This is a genomic window from Polaribacter filamentus (genome assembly GCF_002943715.1).
GTDB lineage: Bacteria > Bacteroidota > Bacteroidia > Flavobacteriales > Flavobacteriaceae > Polaribacter > Polaribacter filamentus.
Window position 1 is genome coordinate 1724489 of record NZ_MQUA01000013.1, and the last position, 16752, is coordinate 1741240.

Annotated in this window: 14 protein-coding genes and 1 pseudogene; 14 read left to right on the top strand and 1 reads right to left on the bottom strand. The window is 30.2% G+C overall.

Features of this window, described 5'->3' with window-relative positions; all coding sequences use genetic code 11:
- Positions 1-6: 6 nt before the first annotated feature.
- The gene (gene pdxR / locus BST83_RS10200) at positions 7-1494 is read right to left on the bottom strand and encodes a MocR-like pyridoxine biosynthesis transcription factor PdxR (protein WP_104809693.1); all 1488 of its coding nucleotides are present in this window, start codon (positions 1492-1494) and stop codon (positions 7-9) included.
- Positions 1495-1577: 83 nt separating this feature from the next.
- Between pdxR and BST83_RS10205 the strand changes: the two genes are divergently transcribed.
- The 14 genes and pseudogenes from BST83_RS10205 (at position 1578) to BST83_RS10265 (ending at position 16719) form a co-directional block, all read left to right on the top strand.
- Positions 1578-2087: a GNAT family N-acetyltransferase gene (locus tag BST83_RS10205; protein ID WP_104809694.1), complete on the top strand. Its 510-nt coding sequence runs from the start codon at positions 1578-1580 to the stop codon at positions 2085-2087.
- Positions 2081-2371, top strand: a complete 291-nt coding sequence (locus tag BST83_RS10210) for a DUF1272 domain-containing protein (protein ID WP_104809695.1) — start codon at positions 2081-2083, stop codon at positions 2369-2371. Before BST83_RS10205 ends, BST83_RS10210 begins: the two co-directional genes overlap by 7 nt.
- Positions 2372-2373: 2 nt before the next feature.
- Positions 2374-3033, top strand: coding sequence for a pyridoxamine 5'-phosphate oxidase family protein (locus tag BST83_RS10215; protein ID WP_104809696.1), 660 nt, complete (start codon positions 2374-2376; stop codon positions 3031-3033).
- Between the two features lie 49 nt (positions 3034-3082).
- A complete protein-coding gene (locus BST83_RS10220) occupies positions 3083-4369 on the top strand; it encodes a hypothetical protein (protein WP_104809697.1) in 1287 nt (428 codons plus the stop codon).
- Positions 4369-5451: an AI-2E family transporter gene (locus BST83_RS10225; RefSeq protein ID WP_104809698.1), complete on the top strand. Its 1083-nt coding sequence runs from the start codon at positions 4369-4371 to the stop codon at positions 5449-5451. Before BST83_RS10220 ends, BST83_RS10225 begins: the two co-directional genes overlap by 1 nt.
- 6 nt (positions 5452-5457) lie before the next feature.
- A pseudogene (locus tag BST83_RS10230) lies at positions 5458-6632 on the top strand (class I SAM-dependent methyltransferase).
- Between the two features lie 164 nt (positions 6633-6796).
- Positions 6797-7600, top strand: coding sequence for a formate dehydrogenase accessory sulfurtransferase FdhD (gene fdhD, locus BST83_RS10235; protein ID WP_104809699.1), 804 nt, complete (start codon positions 6797-6799; stop codon positions 7598-7600).
- Positions 7593-9884: an FdhF/YdeP family oxidoreductase gene (locus tag BST83_RS10240; RefSeq protein ID WP_104809700.1), complete on the top strand. Its 2292-nt coding sequence runs from the start codon at positions 7593-7595 to the stop codon at positions 9882-9884. Before fdhD ends, BST83_RS10240 begins: the two co-directional genes overlap by 8 nt.
- 9 nt (positions 9885-9893) lie before the next feature.
- Positions 9894-11432, top strand: coding sequence for a hypothetical protein (locus tag BST83_RS10245; protein ID WP_104809701.1), 1539 nt, complete (start codon positions 9894-9896; stop codon positions 11430-11432).
- Positions 11433-12271: 839 nt separating this feature from the next.
- Positions 12272-12490 carry a hypothetical protein gene (locus BST83_RS20140; protein ID WP_205853571.1) on the top strand — a complete coding sequence of 73 codons (219 nt, stop codon included), beginning with the start codon at positions 12272-12274 and terminating at the stop codon, positions 12488-12490.
- A 288-nt stretch (positions 12491-12778) separates the two neighbouring features.
- Positions 12779-13897, top strand: coding sequence for a PAS domain-containing sensor histidine kinase (locus BST83_RS10250; RefSeq protein ID WP_104809702.1), 1119 nt, complete (start codon positions 12779-12781; stop codon positions 13895-13897).
- Positions 13898-13901: 4 nt separating this feature from the next.
- Positions 13902-15290, top strand: a complete 1389-nt coding sequence (locus BST83_RS10255) for a sigma-54-dependent transcriptional regulator (RefSeq protein WP_240614723.1) — start codon at positions 13902-13904, stop codon at positions 15288-15290.
- A 504-nt stretch (positions 15291-15794) separates the two neighbouring features.
- Positions 15795-16001 (top strand): gas vesicle structural protein GvpA, encoded by a 207-nt coding sequence (gene gvpA / locus BST83_RS10260; protein WP_104809704.1) that lies wholly within the window; start codon positions 15795-15797, stop codon positions 15999-16001.
- Positions 16002-16128: 127 nt separating this feature from the next.
- Entirely contained in the window at positions 16129-16719 is a 591-nt protein-coding gene (locus tag BST83_RS10265; RefSeq protein ID WP_104809705.1) for a hypothetical protein, read from the top strand.
- The last annotated feature ends 33 nt before the right edge of the window (positions 16720-16752 follow it).

Below are 16752 nucleotides of genomic sequence, written 5' to 3' on the forward strand. Positions count from 1 at the left end.
TAATATTTATAGAACTTCTGTTGTAAGTTCTGTAAATATTTTTTTCATTCTATTGATTAACTCATAAATTTCTGTCTCATTATACGTTGCAAAACCCATTCTTATGGAATTGTGACCAATGTTTGCATTGTCATAACGTTGCCACTCACCTATTTCTAAATTGTATTTGTTCGCAAGTTTAGCAACAGTTTTCCAAGAATACTTTTTATTTAAAGTAAGCCAAACTGCCATTCCTCCTTTTGGAGTTTCAAAAGAAAAAACATCAGAAAATTGCTCACTTAAAAGCTGACAAAACAAATCTCTTCTGGTCTTGTAAACTTTCATCACTTTTTTAATATGCCTGTCTAAATCACCATTTTTAATAAACTCTTCAAAAGTTAATTCTAACAAAGCATCTCCTTGTCTGTCAATAAATCGACGATGATTAGCAGCTTCATTAACAAATTCTTTTGGCGCAACTACATAACCAATTCTAAAAACTGGCGCAACAGTTTTACAAACAGAACCAATATAAATTACATTTCCGTTTGTATCATGACTTGCCAAAGGCAAAATTGGCGAATGCTGGTAATTAAAATCGTAATCATAATCATCTTCTATAATTGCAAAATTATAAGTTTTAGATAAATTTAATAAATGAATTCTTCTTTCTGCAGACAGCGTTACAGTTGTTGGGTGATGGTGATGAGAAGTAACATACACCGCCTTTATTTTTTGATGTTTGCAAAGCACTTCAATATCTTTTGTAACCAAACCATTTTCATCTACTTTTACTCTTAAAAGTGTTGCCTTTTGCTGAAGAAAACAAGTATCTGCTGATGTATAATTCGTTTCACCAACAACAATAATATTATCCTTTTTCAATAATAATTTAGCAGATAAATGAATGCCCATTTGACTACCTCTTGTAATCAAAATATTTTCTTTGGATGTGTTTAAACCTCGTGTTTTGTTTAAATAATCAGAGAGTGTTTTTCTTAATTTTTCGTTTCCAAAAATAGAACCATAAGACATTTCTTTGTGTATTGTTTTTCTATTACAAATTCTTCTGTAAATCCTAGCAATATAATTCGTTGGTGTTAATCTAACATCAGAAATTCCATCATTTAAATACATAAAACCATCTTTAATTTCTAAAGACTTTCTTGCTAAAATTTCATCCTTATAAAAGTGAAAACCGATTGACTTTTGCTGATTTTCACTTTCTTTTTCTAAATATTCTTGTTGCTGTAATTCTGGTAAATTTGCGTGCACAAAAGTTCCTCTTTTGGCAACACTTTCTACCCAACCTTGCAAATGCAATTCTTCATAACAAGCCACAATTGTTTTTCTGTGAACTTGCAATAATTCTGATAAAACTCTGCTTCCAGGTAATTTTGTATCAGGAACTAATTTTCTGTCTTTTATCAATTCTATAAATTGATTTGCCAATTGCAAATACAATGGTTTTTTACTTTTTCTATCTAATTGAAAACTGGTTTTATATGGAAACATAATCTGGACTATTATTTATTTACAAACTGGATTATTATCACAGTCCATAAATATACTAACTTTGAATCAGAAAAGAACAAAAGATGATAAAATTAGAAAAATTTGACACTTCTGATTATGATAGATTAGTCAGTTGGATAAATTCTGAAAACCTAATGTATGTTTTTAGTGCTAAACTTTTTATTTTCCCAATAACACATTCACAATTAAATACATACACCAATAATTTGAATAGAATTGTTTACAAGGTAATTCATATAAATTCTAATTTAATAATTGGTCATGCAGAACTAAATAACATTAATTTTATTGATAAAAATGCAAGAATTTGTAGAGTTTTAATTGGTGATGCAAATTTTAGAAATAAAGGTTATGGAAGCCAAATAATTAATGAACTTGTAAGAATTGCATTTGAAAAAATGGATTTGCACAGATTAGATTTAGGAGTTTATGATTTTAACAAAAATGCTATAAGATGTTATCAAAAGTGTGGTTTCGAAATTGAAGGTTTATTGAAAGAAAATATAAAAATAAGGCAAGAATATTGGTCTACATACAATATGAGTATCCTAAATAATAAAAAAATATGTTAGAAATTAGACCAAATTGTGAGCATTGTAACCAAGATTTACCAAACACTTCTAAAGAAGCCATGATTTGCTCTTTTGAATGCACCTATTGCAAAACTTGTGTTTTAGAAATTTTTAAAAATGTTTGCCCAAGTTGTTCTGGTAATTTTGTTGAACGTCCAGTTCGCACATCAAAAATGATACAGAAATATCCTGCATCAGAAAAAAGAATTTTTAAACCAAAGTATTTAGAGTTAGCAAAAATTACTTCAGAAAAAATAAAGAATATTTCAACAGAAAAAAGATAAAAATGAAAGAATATCCGCAATCAAAAATAAATAGAATTAAAAGAGGCGCAAACAGAGGAACGTATGATGTAGAAAAAATTAACACGATTTTAGATGCTGGATTTCTATGTTATGTAGGTTATATTTATGATGGAAAACCCATTACAATTCCGATGGCATATTCTAGAAGAGAAGATAAAATTTACATTCATGGTTCTACTGCAAATAGAATGTTGTTATCCATTTTAGAAAGCGAAGAAACTTCAATAACGGTAATGCATTTAGACGGTTTGGTTTTAGCCCGTTCTGGATTGCACCATTCCGTAAATTACAGATCTGCAACGTTATTTGGTAGCTTAAAAAAAGTTGAAAAAGATCATGATAAAACTAAAATTTTAAAATGGATTGTAGATCAAATGATGCCTAATCAATGGGATACTTTAAGACCAATGTATCAAAAAGAATTAGACAGAACTTTGGTGGTAGAATTTACTATTGTAACGGCTTCTGCAAAAGTGAGAGATATTGGTGTTCTTGATGAACCAGAAGATTACGATTTACCTATTTGGGCAGGAATTATACCCATAAAACAAGTAGCAAAATACCCAATTGCGGATAAAGGAAAACCAGAAAATATGCAAATTCCAAAACATGTTTTAGATTATTATGATGAAAACAAATAAGGTCTTCTAAAAAAGAATTAAATTAGCTTTTTAATTTTTAAATTATAAAATGAAAAAGTTTTTTAAATTTATTGGTATCGTTTTATTGGTCATGTTTGCCGCTATTGCTGTGTATTATTTTGCAAATAATGAAGCTTTGCCCAAAGGTGAAAAAGGAAAAGAAGCCGATGCCTTAGCAATTAAAATGTTTAATGCCATAAACCACAAAGCTTTTGAGAATACAGAAATTATAGAATGGAGTTTTAGAGGAGAACATCATTATAGATGGATTAAAAGAGAAAATAGTATTGTTATAAAATGGGATGATCATATTGTTCATTTATTTCCAAATCAACCAGAGAAAAATATGCTTTTTGATAAAGGAAGAAGAAAAATAAAAAATCCTGACCCTAAAATTTTTAAACAAGCAACCGATTTTTTTAACAACGATTCTTTTTGGTTAGTGGCGCCTTATAAAATTTTTGACGCTGGTACAGAAAGAAGCATCGTTAAACATGAAGGTAAAGATGCCTTGCTAATTACCTATACCTCTGGAGGCTCAACTCCTGGAGATTCTTACTTATGGATTTTAGATGAAAATTATATTCCAACTTCTTTTAAAATGTGGACTTCAATAATTCCGATAGGCGGCGTTTCTGCTACTTGGTCTGATTGGAAATCAACTAAAACAGGAATAAAATTGCCAACAAAACATACCCTTTCTTTGTTTGGTTTAGAAATAAATATGGGCGATGTAAAATCAGAAAATAGTAAAGCAGATATTTTGGCTAATCGAATTTTAAAAGCCATTAACCATGATTCATACAAAAAAACTCGCTATTTAGAATGGAGTTTTGCTGGAAAAAGAAGTTTTAAATGGGATAAAGAAAGTAATATTGCGGCTGTTTCTTGGGACACCATTCAGGTAAATTTACAACCTGACAATTTGGAAAGAAGTGTTGTTTTCTTTAACGAAAAACAACAAATAACCGCTGATGATAAAATTGTTAAAAAAGCTTTAAATATTTTTAACAACGATAATTTCTGGTTAGTTGCTCCTCATAAATTATTTGATTACGGAACCATTAGAAGCCTTAAAAAAATTGATAATAAAGATGCTCTTTTAGTGAAATATACAACAGGAGGTTCCACTCCGGGAGATTCTTATATATGGATTTTAGATGAGAATTATGTTCCGAAAAGCTATAAAATGTTTGTTCCGAGTATGCAAATGAACGGCGTACATGCTACTTGGGAAGATTGGATCACCACAGAAAGCGGTGCTTTATTACCAACAAATCACACCTTTGATAGCGGAAATAAGCTAAGTATGGGAGAAGTAAAAGCATATAACTAATGAATTCAAAACACATTTCAAACGGAATTTTAAGAGCCTTAGCAATTATCGCAGGAATTGCACTTTTACTTTATTTTTTATTCGAAATTCAGTCAGTAATTGTTTACATCGTTATTGCAGCGGTTTTATCTTTAATTGGTCGTCCTATTATACGATTTTTAAAATATAAATTAAAATTTCCAAATACAATTGCGGTAATTACAACGATGCTTTTAATGCTTAGTTTATTAACAGGTTTAGTGGTTTTATTTATTCCTTTAATTTTGGAGCAAGGAACAAATTTGTCACTTTTACATGTAGAAGATTTGCAAGCGAGTGTTCAAAGTCTTTTTAATGAAATTACAGCCTATCTCTCATCAAAAGGTATTGATATTTTAGGCGAACTTAAAAATATAAATTTCATATCTCAATTTAAAGCTATTCCAGATATACTAAACTTAGTTTTAGGTGCTTTAGGTTCGTTAAGTGTTGGTTTATTATCTATTTTATTTATTTCATTCTTTTTAATGAAAGACAGCAAAATACTAGAAACTAGCTTATTGACCTTAATTCCGAGTAAAAACGAAGGAAGACTTTCAAAATCGCTAGAAACCATCAATAACTTATTATCCAATTATTTTATTGGTTTAATTATACAAATAACAACGCTATTTATTATTTATACAATTATATTACTTAGCTTCAGCATTTCGAACCCTGTTGTGATCGCATTTTTATGTGCGCTATTAAACCTAATTCCTTATATAGGTCCTTTAATTGGTGCATTCGTTATGTTTATTTTATCGATGATAAGCAATATTGGTCAAGATTTTCAAGCTATAATTTTACCAACTTCTTTATGGATTTTATTTTGCTACGGATTAGCACAACTGGTTGATAATTTTGTAAGTCAGCCTTTAATATTTTCCAAAACCACAAAATCGCATCCTTTAGAGATTTTCTTAATTATTATTATTGGCGGTTTATTGTTTGGTGTTATGGGCATGATTACGGCGGTGCCTTGTTACACCGCGTTAAAAGTGATTTTAAAGGAGTTTTTGTCAGAAAATAAAATTGTAAAATCCTTAACAAAAGATCTTTAATCAATTTTGAAGCTATCAATTTTACAAGCAGAAGTTCAGCAATTTATTGTTGATAATTTAAAATCTGATATTACCAAACTGATTTTAAAAGGAAGTCCTTTTGATGAAGTTTCAGCACAAGAATTGGCGAATCAAATTGTTGCCAAGCAAAAATCTGAACAAAAATTACCCACGTGGTTTTCCGCTAAAAATATTTATTATCCACCAAAAATTAGTATTGAACAAACTTCTTCAGAAATTGCGGCTGCTTACAAAGCTAAATTAGTCTCAGGGGCTTCAATTATTGATATTACTGGTGGATTTGGGATAGATTGCTACTACTTTTCAAAGCAATTTAAGCAGGTAACCCATTGCGAAATTAGTGCAGAATTATCTACAATTGTAAAGCATAATTATCAACAATTAAACATTAAAAATATTGAGGTTTTTTCTGGCGACGGAATTGATTTTTTAAAAAATACAAAACAAATCTATGATTGTATTTACATAGATCCTTCAAGAAGAAATGATGCAAAAGGAAAGGTGTTTTTGCTAAACGACTGCTTACCTAATGTGCCAGAAAACATCGATTTTTTGTTTACAAAAACCAATCAAATTTTAATAAAGAACTCTCCTATCTTAGATATTTCTAGTGCTATATCAGAATTAAAATTTGTGAAAGAAATTCATGTTATCGCTATTAAAAACGAAGTTAAAGAAGTGCTATTTTTATTAGAGAAAAATTATGAAAAAGACGTCCAAATAAAAACAACGAACCTTCTAAATGAGGATTCTCAAAAATTTGAATTTAACTTGCAAGACGAAGCTACTTCTAATTATCATCAACCACTTTCCTATTTATACGAGCCAAATGCTGCCATTTTAAAATCTGGCGGATTTCATCAAATATCGAAACAGTTAAATCTGTTTAAAATTCATCAGCATTCTCATTTATATACCTCAGAAAAATTAATTAATTTTCCTGGAAGATGTTTTAAAGTTATTGAAGTTTTAAATTATGATAAGAAAAAATAAAAACTCTTTTATCAGAAAATAAGGCAAATATTACTATACGAAACTTCCCAAAACCAGTTGCACAGATAAGAAAAGAGACCAATCTAAAGGATGGTGGAAATAACTATTTGTTTTTTACAACTGATGAAAAAAATGATTTAAAAGTAATTATTTGTAAAAAACCTTAAATACGCTGCATAATTGTAATAATTTCATTAAATTTACTAAGTTAATGTGTTTTAATTTTAGGGAATTAATCCACGTAATATCAAGTCTCGAATTTAATTTCGAGGCTTTTTTTTATACTACCATTTTTCAGTAAGTTTGTATAGAAAGTAGTATTTTAATTTTTATGCAAACTATAAAGTACCAAGGTTTTAAAATAGCATCAAATAATCAACAAAAAGTTGATGACTTTTTAGTGGTAGAAGCAGCGCTTCAAATAAACATAAATAACACCCCTTATACAGTTGTGATGAGGACTCCTGATGATGATGTTGAGTTGGTTAGAGGCTTACTTTTTGCTGAAGATATTTATAAAAAAACAGCTCCTTTACCTTATAAAATAATAAAAAAGGATGCTGAAGTTATTTCGGTTATAAATGTTGATATTTCTAAAGAAAATTTAGGAAAAGGGTATTTAAATAAAAGAACTTTGCTATCCGTTTCTTCTTGCGGTATTTGTGGAAAACAAGAATTAAAAGACATCAAAGTAGCCGGAAACAAACTAGAACATATTCTTTTTTCATCAGAAAACTTGCATAAAATGTTTGCTAAAATGACTACTTTTCAAGAAACTTTTAAAAAAACAGGAGGCAGTCATGCAGCCGCCATTTTTGATAAAAATCAAAATTTATTAACGATTAAAGAGGATATTGGCAGACACAATGCGGTTGATAAAACTGTTGGGGATTTGCTACAAAAAGAAAGTCTAAAAAAAGGAAATTATTTATTAGTGAGTGGCCGTGTTTCGTACGAAATTGTAAGCAAAGCATTTATTGCAAAAATTCCTATAATTGTTGCTGTTTCTGCTTGTTCATCTTTAGCGGTAGATTTTGCAAAAGAATTCGGAATTTGTTTAATCGGATTTTCCAGAGATCAAAAAATGACCATTTATTCGAACCCTAATTATCTCAATAATTTAGAAAATGTCTAAAAAAACAACCGCCCAACCATCCGAGAAATTAACAGGGATTCAATTAACTGAGGTACCTAAATCTTCTGTTGGTTTAAAAGCAATTGCTTCGGCTTTAACACATATTAAAGATGAAGTTGGCATTTTAAAAGGGATTGGTTTGTTAAAAAAGGTAAATCAGAAAGATGGTTTTGACTGCCCCGGTTGCGCTTGGCCAGATCCTGACGAAAAACGTGCTTTTTTAGCTGAATATTGTGAAAATGGAGCAAAAGCAGTTGCAGAAGAAGCTACTAAAAATATAGTTTCTCCCATGTTTTTCGCTACACATGCTGTTATCGATTTAGCAAAATTATCTGATTATGAAATTGGTAAAAGTGGTAGAATTACACATCCAATGTACTTGGCGGAAGGAAAAACTCATTACGAAGAAATTTCTTGGGGCAAAGCTTTTCATTTAATTGCTGATGAACTAAATGCACTTAATTCTCCTGACGAAGCACTTTTTTATACCTCTGGAAGAACAAGTAATGAAGCCGCTTTTTTGTATCAATTGTTTGTGCGTGAATTCGGAACAAATAATTTACCCGATTGTTCTAATATGTGTCATGAATCTAGTGGTGCAGCACTTTCTGAAACTTTAGGAATCGGCAAAGGTTCTGTTACTTTAGATGATTTTAATCATGCAGATTTGGTGATTGTAATTGGGCAAAATCCTGGCACAAATCATCCAAGAATGCTAACAGCATTGAGTGATACTAAAAAGAAAGGCGGAAAAATTATAACTATAAATCCGCTTCCAGAAGTTGGATTGATGAATTATAAAGATCCTCAAAATCCCTTAAAGTGGTTTGGTTCTGGACAAGATTTAACAGATTTATTTCTACAAGTAAAAATAAATGGAGATGTTGCTTTGTTAAAAATCATCTTAAAATTGATGAAAAAACAAGAGGATTTAAAACCAAATTCGGTTTTTAATCATCAATTTATAAAAGAAAAAACAGCAGGAATTACAAATTTATTAAAAGATTTAGACACCTATTCCATTGAAGAATTAGTACCTCAAACTGGTATCACTTTGGCGGAGATAGAAAAAGCAACAGAACTGATTATTAACAATGAAAATATTATTATTTGTTGGGCGATGGGTTTAACGCAGCATAAAAATGCCGTTGATAACATTCGTGAAATTGTAAATATTCTGCTTTTAAAAGGAAGTATTGGCAAAAAAGGTGCAGGAACTTGTCCGGTTCGTGGTCATTCTAATGTGCAAGGAGATAGAACAATGGGGATTTGGGAAAAACCACCAGCTTCATTTCTAGACAATTTAGAAAAGGAATTTAATTTTAAAGCACCCCGAAAAAACGGTTTAGATGTTGTTGAGGCTATTGAAGCTATGCATCAGAAAAAAGCAACCATATTCTTTGGAATGGGAGGCAATTTTATTTCTGCAACACCAGACACAGAATTTACTGCAGATGCTTTGCGCAATTGTAATTTAACAGTCCAAGTATCTACCAAACTAAATAGAAGTCATTTAATTACAGGTAAAAAAGCCTTGATTTTGCCCTGTTTAGGGCGTTCAGAAAAAGATTATCAAACTTCTGGACAACAGTTTGTTTCTGTTGAGAATTCTATGGGAATCGTTCATCAATCTAGAGGACATTTAGAACCTTGTTTTGAAAAATTATTGAGCGAAACAGCAATTGTTGCTAATTTGGCAAACATTACTCTAAAAAGTTCAAATACAAATTGGATTAGCTTAGCTTCTAATTACGATTTAATTCGTGATAAAATTGAAGCTACAATTCCTGGTTTTGAAAACTATAACAAACGCGTCCGAATTAAAGGCGGATTTTATTTACCAAACAATGCCAGAGACAATAATTTTGAGCCTACCACAACAGGAAAAGCAAATTTTAGTATTAATAAGCCCTCAGAAATTGCCTTAGAAAAAGACCAATTTATAATGATGACGATACGAACTCATGATCAATTTAATACTACCATTTACGGCTTAAATGATAGATATAGAGGTGTTTTAAACGAACGAAGAGTTATTTTTATGAATGCTGAGGATATGAAAAAAGCCGGTTTACAAAAATTAGACTTAGTCAATTTAACGAGTCATTTTAAGAACGAAAAAAGAGAAGCAAAAGGATTTTTAGCAATACCGTATAGCATTCCGCAACAATGCACAGCAACTTACTTTCCTGAAGCAAATGTTTTAGTTCCTTTAAAAAGCACTGCAGACATTAGTAATACTCCTACTTCAAAAGCTGTTATTATTACTATTAAAAAAAGATAAATTAAATCTATGAAAAAGTATATTTTTTTATTCGCGCTGCTTTTTACAAGTCAATTTATACGTTCACAGAATGAAAATATTCCAGAAACGAAAACTCAAAAGGGTTTCGGAAAAATAGATTTTCTTTCTATTAAAATGCCAGATATTACGATTCCAAATGAATTAAACATGGGTTTTACAGGAATTCATTATAACTTAATGATTAATGATTGGTCCTACGCTGGTTTAGGGATTTATGGAGCAGTTACTGGCGAAAGAGGTGGTTTTTTTACTTTGGGTGTCAATGCTGGAATTAAAAAATATTTTACAGAAAATTTTTACCTAGATACTGGTTTTCACTTTGGCGGTGGCGGTGGGGCTGCCGCACCAGATGGTGGGGGTGCATTTATTTTACCGCACATTAACGTAGGATACAATTTTAAATATTTTTCTATAAATTCGGGTTGGAGCTATGTTAATTTTTTTGATTTCGGAGAGATAAAAGGTCATCAATTAAATGTTGGTTTAGAGGTTCCGTTAGACTATTCGTATGCTGATTACCAAGTATCCGAAAATGAATATGATTTTGAAGATTTGCAAAAATCAAATTGGAACGTAAATTCTAAAAAAACATCACTCATGCTTCATTTCAATAATTTAATGATAAAAGGTGATGACACAAATGTAAATGTGCAGCGATTTAATAGAGCAACAATAAGACTTGCTGGTTTTGAAATTGCTTCTTATTTTTCTAAAAACTGGTTTGCTTTTGTAAAATTTGATGGCGCTTTTGATGGTATAAAAGCAGGTTATATGGATGTATTTTTAGGCGGTGGATATCATTTCGCATTCAATAAAAACCGAACCAATATTCTTGCTAAATTTGGAGTTGGTGCTGGCGGCGGCGGCGGCGTAGATTCCCAAGGAGGCTTTTTAAATTATCCAGATATTTCTATTGAGCAACAAGTTTTTGACGCTTTTTTTATATCACTTAACAAAGGATTTGTAATGTCGCCCAATTCACATTTTTACACTTCCTCTTTTGGTCTTGGTTTAAAATATTACGTAGAAAGAAATGGTATTATTTCTGATGGAAATTCCTTTTCAAAAGGAACTTTTAAGGGAATAGAGGTACTTACCAAACACGATCTTTACTTTAATGCAAAAAGAGATACTAATCCTACAGAAAATTTGCATCAAATATCTGTACAAATAAATTTAGACTTGAATAAAAACTTATATGTTGCTGGTCAAACTTCTTTTGCAAACTTTGGAAACGCTGGCGCTTATGCAGAAGGAATTGTTGGTTTTGGATTTAACACAAATCCTTTTTTTAATAACAAAACAACCTTTTTTACCCAAGTTTTAGGCGGCGCTGCAGGTGGTGGAGATATTAGCACAGGCCAAGGATTAATTGTAAAACCAAGTGCTGGTTTTAGCTACCAACTTAACAAAACCTTAAGTATTAGAACTGCTGGTGGTTATGTAGAAGCAAAAGGAGGAAATTTAAGTAGCCCTTTTATAAATCTCGGAATTACCTATCATTTGTCATTTTTAAAAATGAATTGATATAAAAGCCTTATTTTTTTTTAAAATAAAAGCCCAATAAACATGAAATATAAAATCCTTCCACTATTTATCATTTTTCTTTTTATTCTAATTTTGACAACATACTCACAAGACATTAATATTATTCCGAAACCATAAGACTTTTAGTTTGGTAGAAGTAATGTTGTTATTGATGAAAATGCAATAATTATCAACTCCTAAGAAAGTAAAACATCAACAAAATTATTGCAAGACCATTTTAAAGAAAAGTTTAGTTTAAACCTAAAAGACGTAGAATTTCAAAGCTTAAAAAAAAATGCTATTAATTTTAAAGTTAAGACCGTTGCAAAAAGCGTTTCGCAGTGCTATTAAATTGTTTGCATATAGTTCTAATTGCAACAGTTTATCGGTATTTATATTTCTTGACAAGTGTTTTATAGAAATAAAAGGAACAATTTAATTAAAATAAGAAATTATTATGTTGCCTTTAACCTTTATGAACCTCTGCATCTCCCCGTCATATCTTAAAAAAACAGAGAATGACAGTAACTTTAGTACAAATTATTACAATTACCGCTTTTGGAAATGAATATTTGAAAAAGGAAAACTGACTGAAGTTTGCCCTAAGAACTCTTTTTTTAATTTTTCGATTTCGTAAATTTTAGAAAAATAAAGAACAAGCTATTTCCTCTAAACGCTACAATTATCTTGCTAACTTAAAATTAAACATAAGAATAATGATAAGAAACAAAGAACCTTTAATTATGAGCACGTATAGCTATTATTGCCTACATAATTAAAATAGTTATTTACATAATTATCCTCACAATAAGACTACATTTGATTTAAATTCTTTGGTTATGATAAATATTTCATCAAATTTATTCTTTATTGCTGTATGCATACATCCAGAGCCCCCTCACAAATTAATAGAATTCATCAATACGTGTTCGTCTATATATCCAGGTGATGGTATGTGCCTTAGTATTGGGTATGGGGTTCTTAATAATTGGAACGTTAGTTATGGTGTAAAAAACATAACTCAATTCAAGAAGCTTCAATCGATAGCTTTTTTATAACAGGTACTTTTGGTCGTTTTCTCAGTGTGAACAAGTTTTTTATGATTATGTCCGGTTATACTAAATAAGAATTATTAACAAAAACTCTTTAAGATCTAGAAAGTAAAAATGATTTTGGAGTTACAAATCAAATTATTAAAAAAGTATTACAAACTGGAATTGAAATTAGTGAGATAGAACAGCAAAACAAAAAAGGAAAAGTTATCGAAGTTCTGATTAGAATTGCGTATTATCCTAATCTTAATTATCGTTTTTACAATTTTTTCATAATAATACAAATAAAATAGTATGGATAAAGCTGAGATAATAAGCGAAAAAAAATACAACATAATGCTAAATGCCTCTCCTGACGGCATTGTATTAATTAATAGCAAAGGAATTATTATTGAAGTTTCCGAAATCGGGCTCGAATTATTCGGTTTCAATAATAAAGAAGAATTACATGGAAAACATTATTTGTATTTAGTAGCACCTGATGAGAAAAACATAATTAGAGAGGTTATTTCGAAAACAATAGATGAAGGAATTATTCAAAATATTGAGGTAAAATTTAAAAGAAGAAATAAATCTATCTTTCAGGGTGAAATTAGCACAACATTAATACAATATCCGCTTGGGGAACCCTTCTTTTTTATGATTTCTGTGCGCGATATTACTACCCGAAGGAAAATAGAGAGAAAAATGATGCATGCCAACCGTATGGCTAGTCTTGGAGAAATGGCCTCATGTATTGCTCATGAAATTAACGTGCCTTTAAATACGGTATCGCTTATCATGGACAATGTTTTACGCGAGGTTACAGAAAATGAGAATATAGACAAAAATTACCTTACGAAAAAGACCGATAAAATTTTTGAAAATATCATAAGGATCAGAAATATTATTGACCATATTAGGGCTTTTTCAAGAGACCAATCTGATTATATATCGGTTAGCTTTGATCTTAATTTAAGCATTAATAATGCCATTAACATGATGACTGAACAATTAAAGCATTATTCAATAAACTTAATTCTGAAATTAGATGAAAACCCATTCTTCATTCTCGGAAACACCTTTACTTTTGAGCAGGTAATTCTTAATTTGTTATCAAATTCAAAAGATGCCCTACTTGAAAAAAATAGCCAAAATAGTTCACACCATGATATGTTTATTAAAATCAGCTCATTTATGGAAAATGAATATATGATAATTGAAGTAGCTGACAATGGGAAAGGAATTAAAAAAGAAGATATTGAAAATGTAACACTTCCTTTTTACACAACAAAAGATACCGGAAATGGAACAGGCCTCGGGTTGTCTATTTCATATCGAATAATAAAAGAATTGGGCGGAACAATTGAGTTAGAACCCAATGTATTTAAGGGAACAACAGTCCGAATAAGTTTAAAAGTTGTAAAAAAATAAAATTTTGGAACAAAAAATGGAGGTATTAATTCTGGATGACGAGATAGGTTTTACAGAAGAATTGTTTGAGTTTTTTAAAAATTCAGGATATAAAGCCTACGAGGCAAACACTGTAAAGAAAGCAAGAGAAATTTTATCTTCTCAAAAGATAGATCTTCTTATTCTTGATGTACGTATCCCTGGAGTAAGTGGCTTGGACATTTTAAAAGAAGTAAAGATTAAATTCCCTAAGATGGAAGTGATTGTTGTTTCAGCTCACGGAGATATGGATACAGTGATTAAAGCCATTCGATTTGGGGCATTTGACTATCTGCGCAAACCTTTTAGACATCTCGATATGCAAATTGCAATTCAGCGTACTCAAAAATTCCACGAACTCAATCAAAAGATTAATCATTTAGAGGAAAAGAACTCGTTAATTTCAAAAAGTCTTAAAGAAAAAATAGACAGACAGTTTATTGGTGTCAGCCCTCAAATCCAAAAAGTATTAAAACAATCTCTTCTCGCTGGAAATTACGCTGATGCTAATGTTTTGATTACAGGTGAAAGTGGTACGGGAAAAGAAAATATTGCACGAATTATACATCATTCAAGTTCAAGGAGAGACCACGAACTTTTAGCAGTTAACAGCAATGCTATTACAGGGTCACTTTTAGAAAGTGAATTTTTTGGACATAAAAAAGGGTCATTTACAGGGGCGAACGCAGATAAAATAGGTTATTTTGAATTCTGCGACAAAGGAACATTGTTTTTGGATGAAATTGCTGATATGCCTTTTAATCTACAGGCAAAACTACTGCGTTCTATTGAAGAAAAAGTAGTTATACGGGTTGGAGACACCAAACCGATTCATACAGATTTCCGAATAATTTCTGCCACAAATGTGAATATTGAAGAAAATGTTAATAAAAAGAAATTTAGACTCGATCTTCTTCATCGACTAAATACCTTACACATACATATCCCCCCTCTGCGAGAAAGACGATCAGATATTAAACCGCTACTCATTTACTTTATAAACTCTTTTAAAATTAAATTTAATAAACCCAACTTAAAAATCGATAATATTATATTTAAAGGTTTGATGAAATATAATTTTCCGGGAAATGTGAGGGAATTAAGAAACATGGTTGAAAGAGCCGTTATTCTTTGTGAAGGCGAATTACTTGGTGCAGACGATTTTCCTATAGAATCAAAAAAGGCCTCTGAAATTGAGAATAATTCTGATTCATTAAATCTAAAAAGTGTTGAAGTTAATTTAATTAAAAAAGCGCTAAAGGCAACCAAATATAATCAAAAATCTACTGCTGAGATTCTTGGAATAAGTCGAGATGCACTCATTCGAAAAATGAAAAAACATGAAATAAACAAGCATTCGCAGGAAGAGTCATAAAGACCATAAATTATTCATATAATCTAAGAATGGGGTGAAATGTTTTTTTTATGTTTTGCAATAAGAAAAAACATTCTTTTGTTATTGAGTACTTTTGATTGAATACATTAATACAAGTTCAACTTTAATAAATCTTCTTAAATAAGGTTTCTAGTAACAAGAGTAAAATACTTTGTCACAGCCACCAAAAGAATAACAAACAAAAGGACGTAGCATAAAATGGAAATTAAGCCCTCATTTTAGCACATATGTGCGATAATTTTAAACTTATATTAAATAGTACACGTCACTGTATTTATTTATTTTTTAAATATAATTTAAAAAAAATTTTAAGTTGCTCACAAACAGTTCTTTTTAGTACTTATATAATTATTTTAAATGTTTATATAATTATTAGCAACCACTAAAATACTTTTGGCATTGTATTTGCATAATAACAGACAGAGGAAAGGCCGTCCCTCATAATAAAGTACGGTTTATATAAATTAATTAAATATTTTTAAAATGGCAGTAGAAAAGACAGTAGGTTCATCAAGTTTAGTAGAAGTGATTGACCGTATCTTAGACAAAGGAGTTGTTGTAGACGCATGGGTAAGAGTTTCATTAGTAGGTATTGAACTTCTTGCAATTGAAGCAAGAATTACAGTAGCTTCAGTTGAGACATACTTAAAGTATGCAGAAGCAATTGGATTAACTGCAAAAGCAGCATAATTCAGTTTATTGTGAAGTAATTATTCTTGCTAAGAAGTCCTTACGTTGATGTAACAGCTCCAGCACGTTTTACCAAGAATTACTCATAAAATAAAGAATTTAAAAAAAAGGTTTAATATTTTAAAACATGCAAAATTATTCTTTAAAAGAAAGTGTAATTAAGTTTTATGACGATCGGATCCGAAAAATTCAAACGGCTTTTCAATCTTCAGAAAATATTACAGAATCAACTCACTTAATTTTTGCCAATGTTCAGAACTCTTTAAATAGTCTTAAAAAAGAAAGGGAAGCATTAAATTCTAAACTCAGCGAAGCCGTGGCAAAAAATGGTTCGCTGCGAAAAAAAGATTACAATTTAATGATGCGTGATGTTCTTCATTTATTTAATGAAAAAGAATTAGATACTGAAACACAGTTTTTTTATTTTATAGAAGAACTAAAGGAAGCTACGCAATCATTAAAAAACAGGCTGTTAGATATTAAAGATGTAAATTATCAACAGAGTAGTGAAAAAATTACAATTATTAAACAACAAGTTTCTCAGATCACAGAACTACAGGGATCAAAAAAAGAGAAAGTCATTAAATCTTTTACGGATTTTCAACAAATGCACAAACGAGTAGTCTTAAATTTAGAAGACTTATTAAAAAAAGGAGATGATATTCAGGTAAAAGATATAAAATTTATTAAAAAAAAGATTATTAGAGAGATTAACTAATACTAGAAATTTAAGTATCCAAACCATATAAAA

Coding starts and splice junctions, on each gene's coding strand:
- BST83_RS10250 (WP_104809702.1), top strand. CDS start 12,779: ATGGATAAAGCTGAGATAATAAGCGAAAAAAAATACAACATAATGCTA.
- BST83_RS10225 (WP_104809698.1), top strand. CDS start 4,369: ATGAATTCAAAACACATTTCAAACGGAATTTTAAGAGCCTTAGCAATT.
- BST83_RS10265 (WP_104809705.1), top strand. CDS start 16,129: ATGCAAAATTATTCTTTAAAAGAAAGTGTAATTAAGTTTTATGACGAT.
- BST83_RS20140 (WP_205853571.1), top strand. CDS start 12,272: ATGATAAATATTTCATCAAATTTATTCTTTATTGCTGTATGCATACAT.
- BST83_RS10215 (WP_104809696.1), top strand. CDS start 2,374: ATGAAAGAATATCCGCAATCAAAAATAAATAGAATTAAAAGAGGCGCA.
- BST83_RS10210 (WP_104809695.1), top strand. CDS start 2,081: ATGTTAGAAATTAGACCAAATTGTGAGCATTGTAACCAAGATTTACCA.
- BST83_RS10245 (WP_104809701.1), top strand. CDS start 9,894: ATGAAAAAGTATATTTTTTTATTCGCGCTGCTTTTTACAAGTCAATTT.
- fdhD (WP_104809699.1), top strand. CDS start 6,797: ATGCAAACTATAAAGTACCAAGGTTTTAAAATAGCATCAAATAATCAA.
- BST83_RS10220 (WP_104809697.1), top strand. CDS start 3,083: ATGAAAAAGTTTTTTAAATTTATTGGTATCGTTTTATTGGTCATGTTT.
- BST83_RS10205 (WP_104809694.1), top strand. CDS start 1,578: ATGATAAAATTAGAAAAATTTGACACTTCTGATTATGATAGATTAGTC.
- gvpA (WP_104809704.1), top strand. CDS start 15,795: ATGGCAGTAGAAAAGACAGTAGGTTCATCAAGTTTAGTAGAAGTGATT.
- BST83_RS10240 (WP_104809700.1), top strand. CDS start 7,593: ATGTCTAAAAAAACAACCGCCCAACCATCCGAGAAATTAACAGGGATT.
- pdxR (WP_104809693.1), bottom strand. CDS start 1,494: ATGTTTCCATATAAAACCAGTTTTCAATTAGATAGAAAAAGTAAAAAA.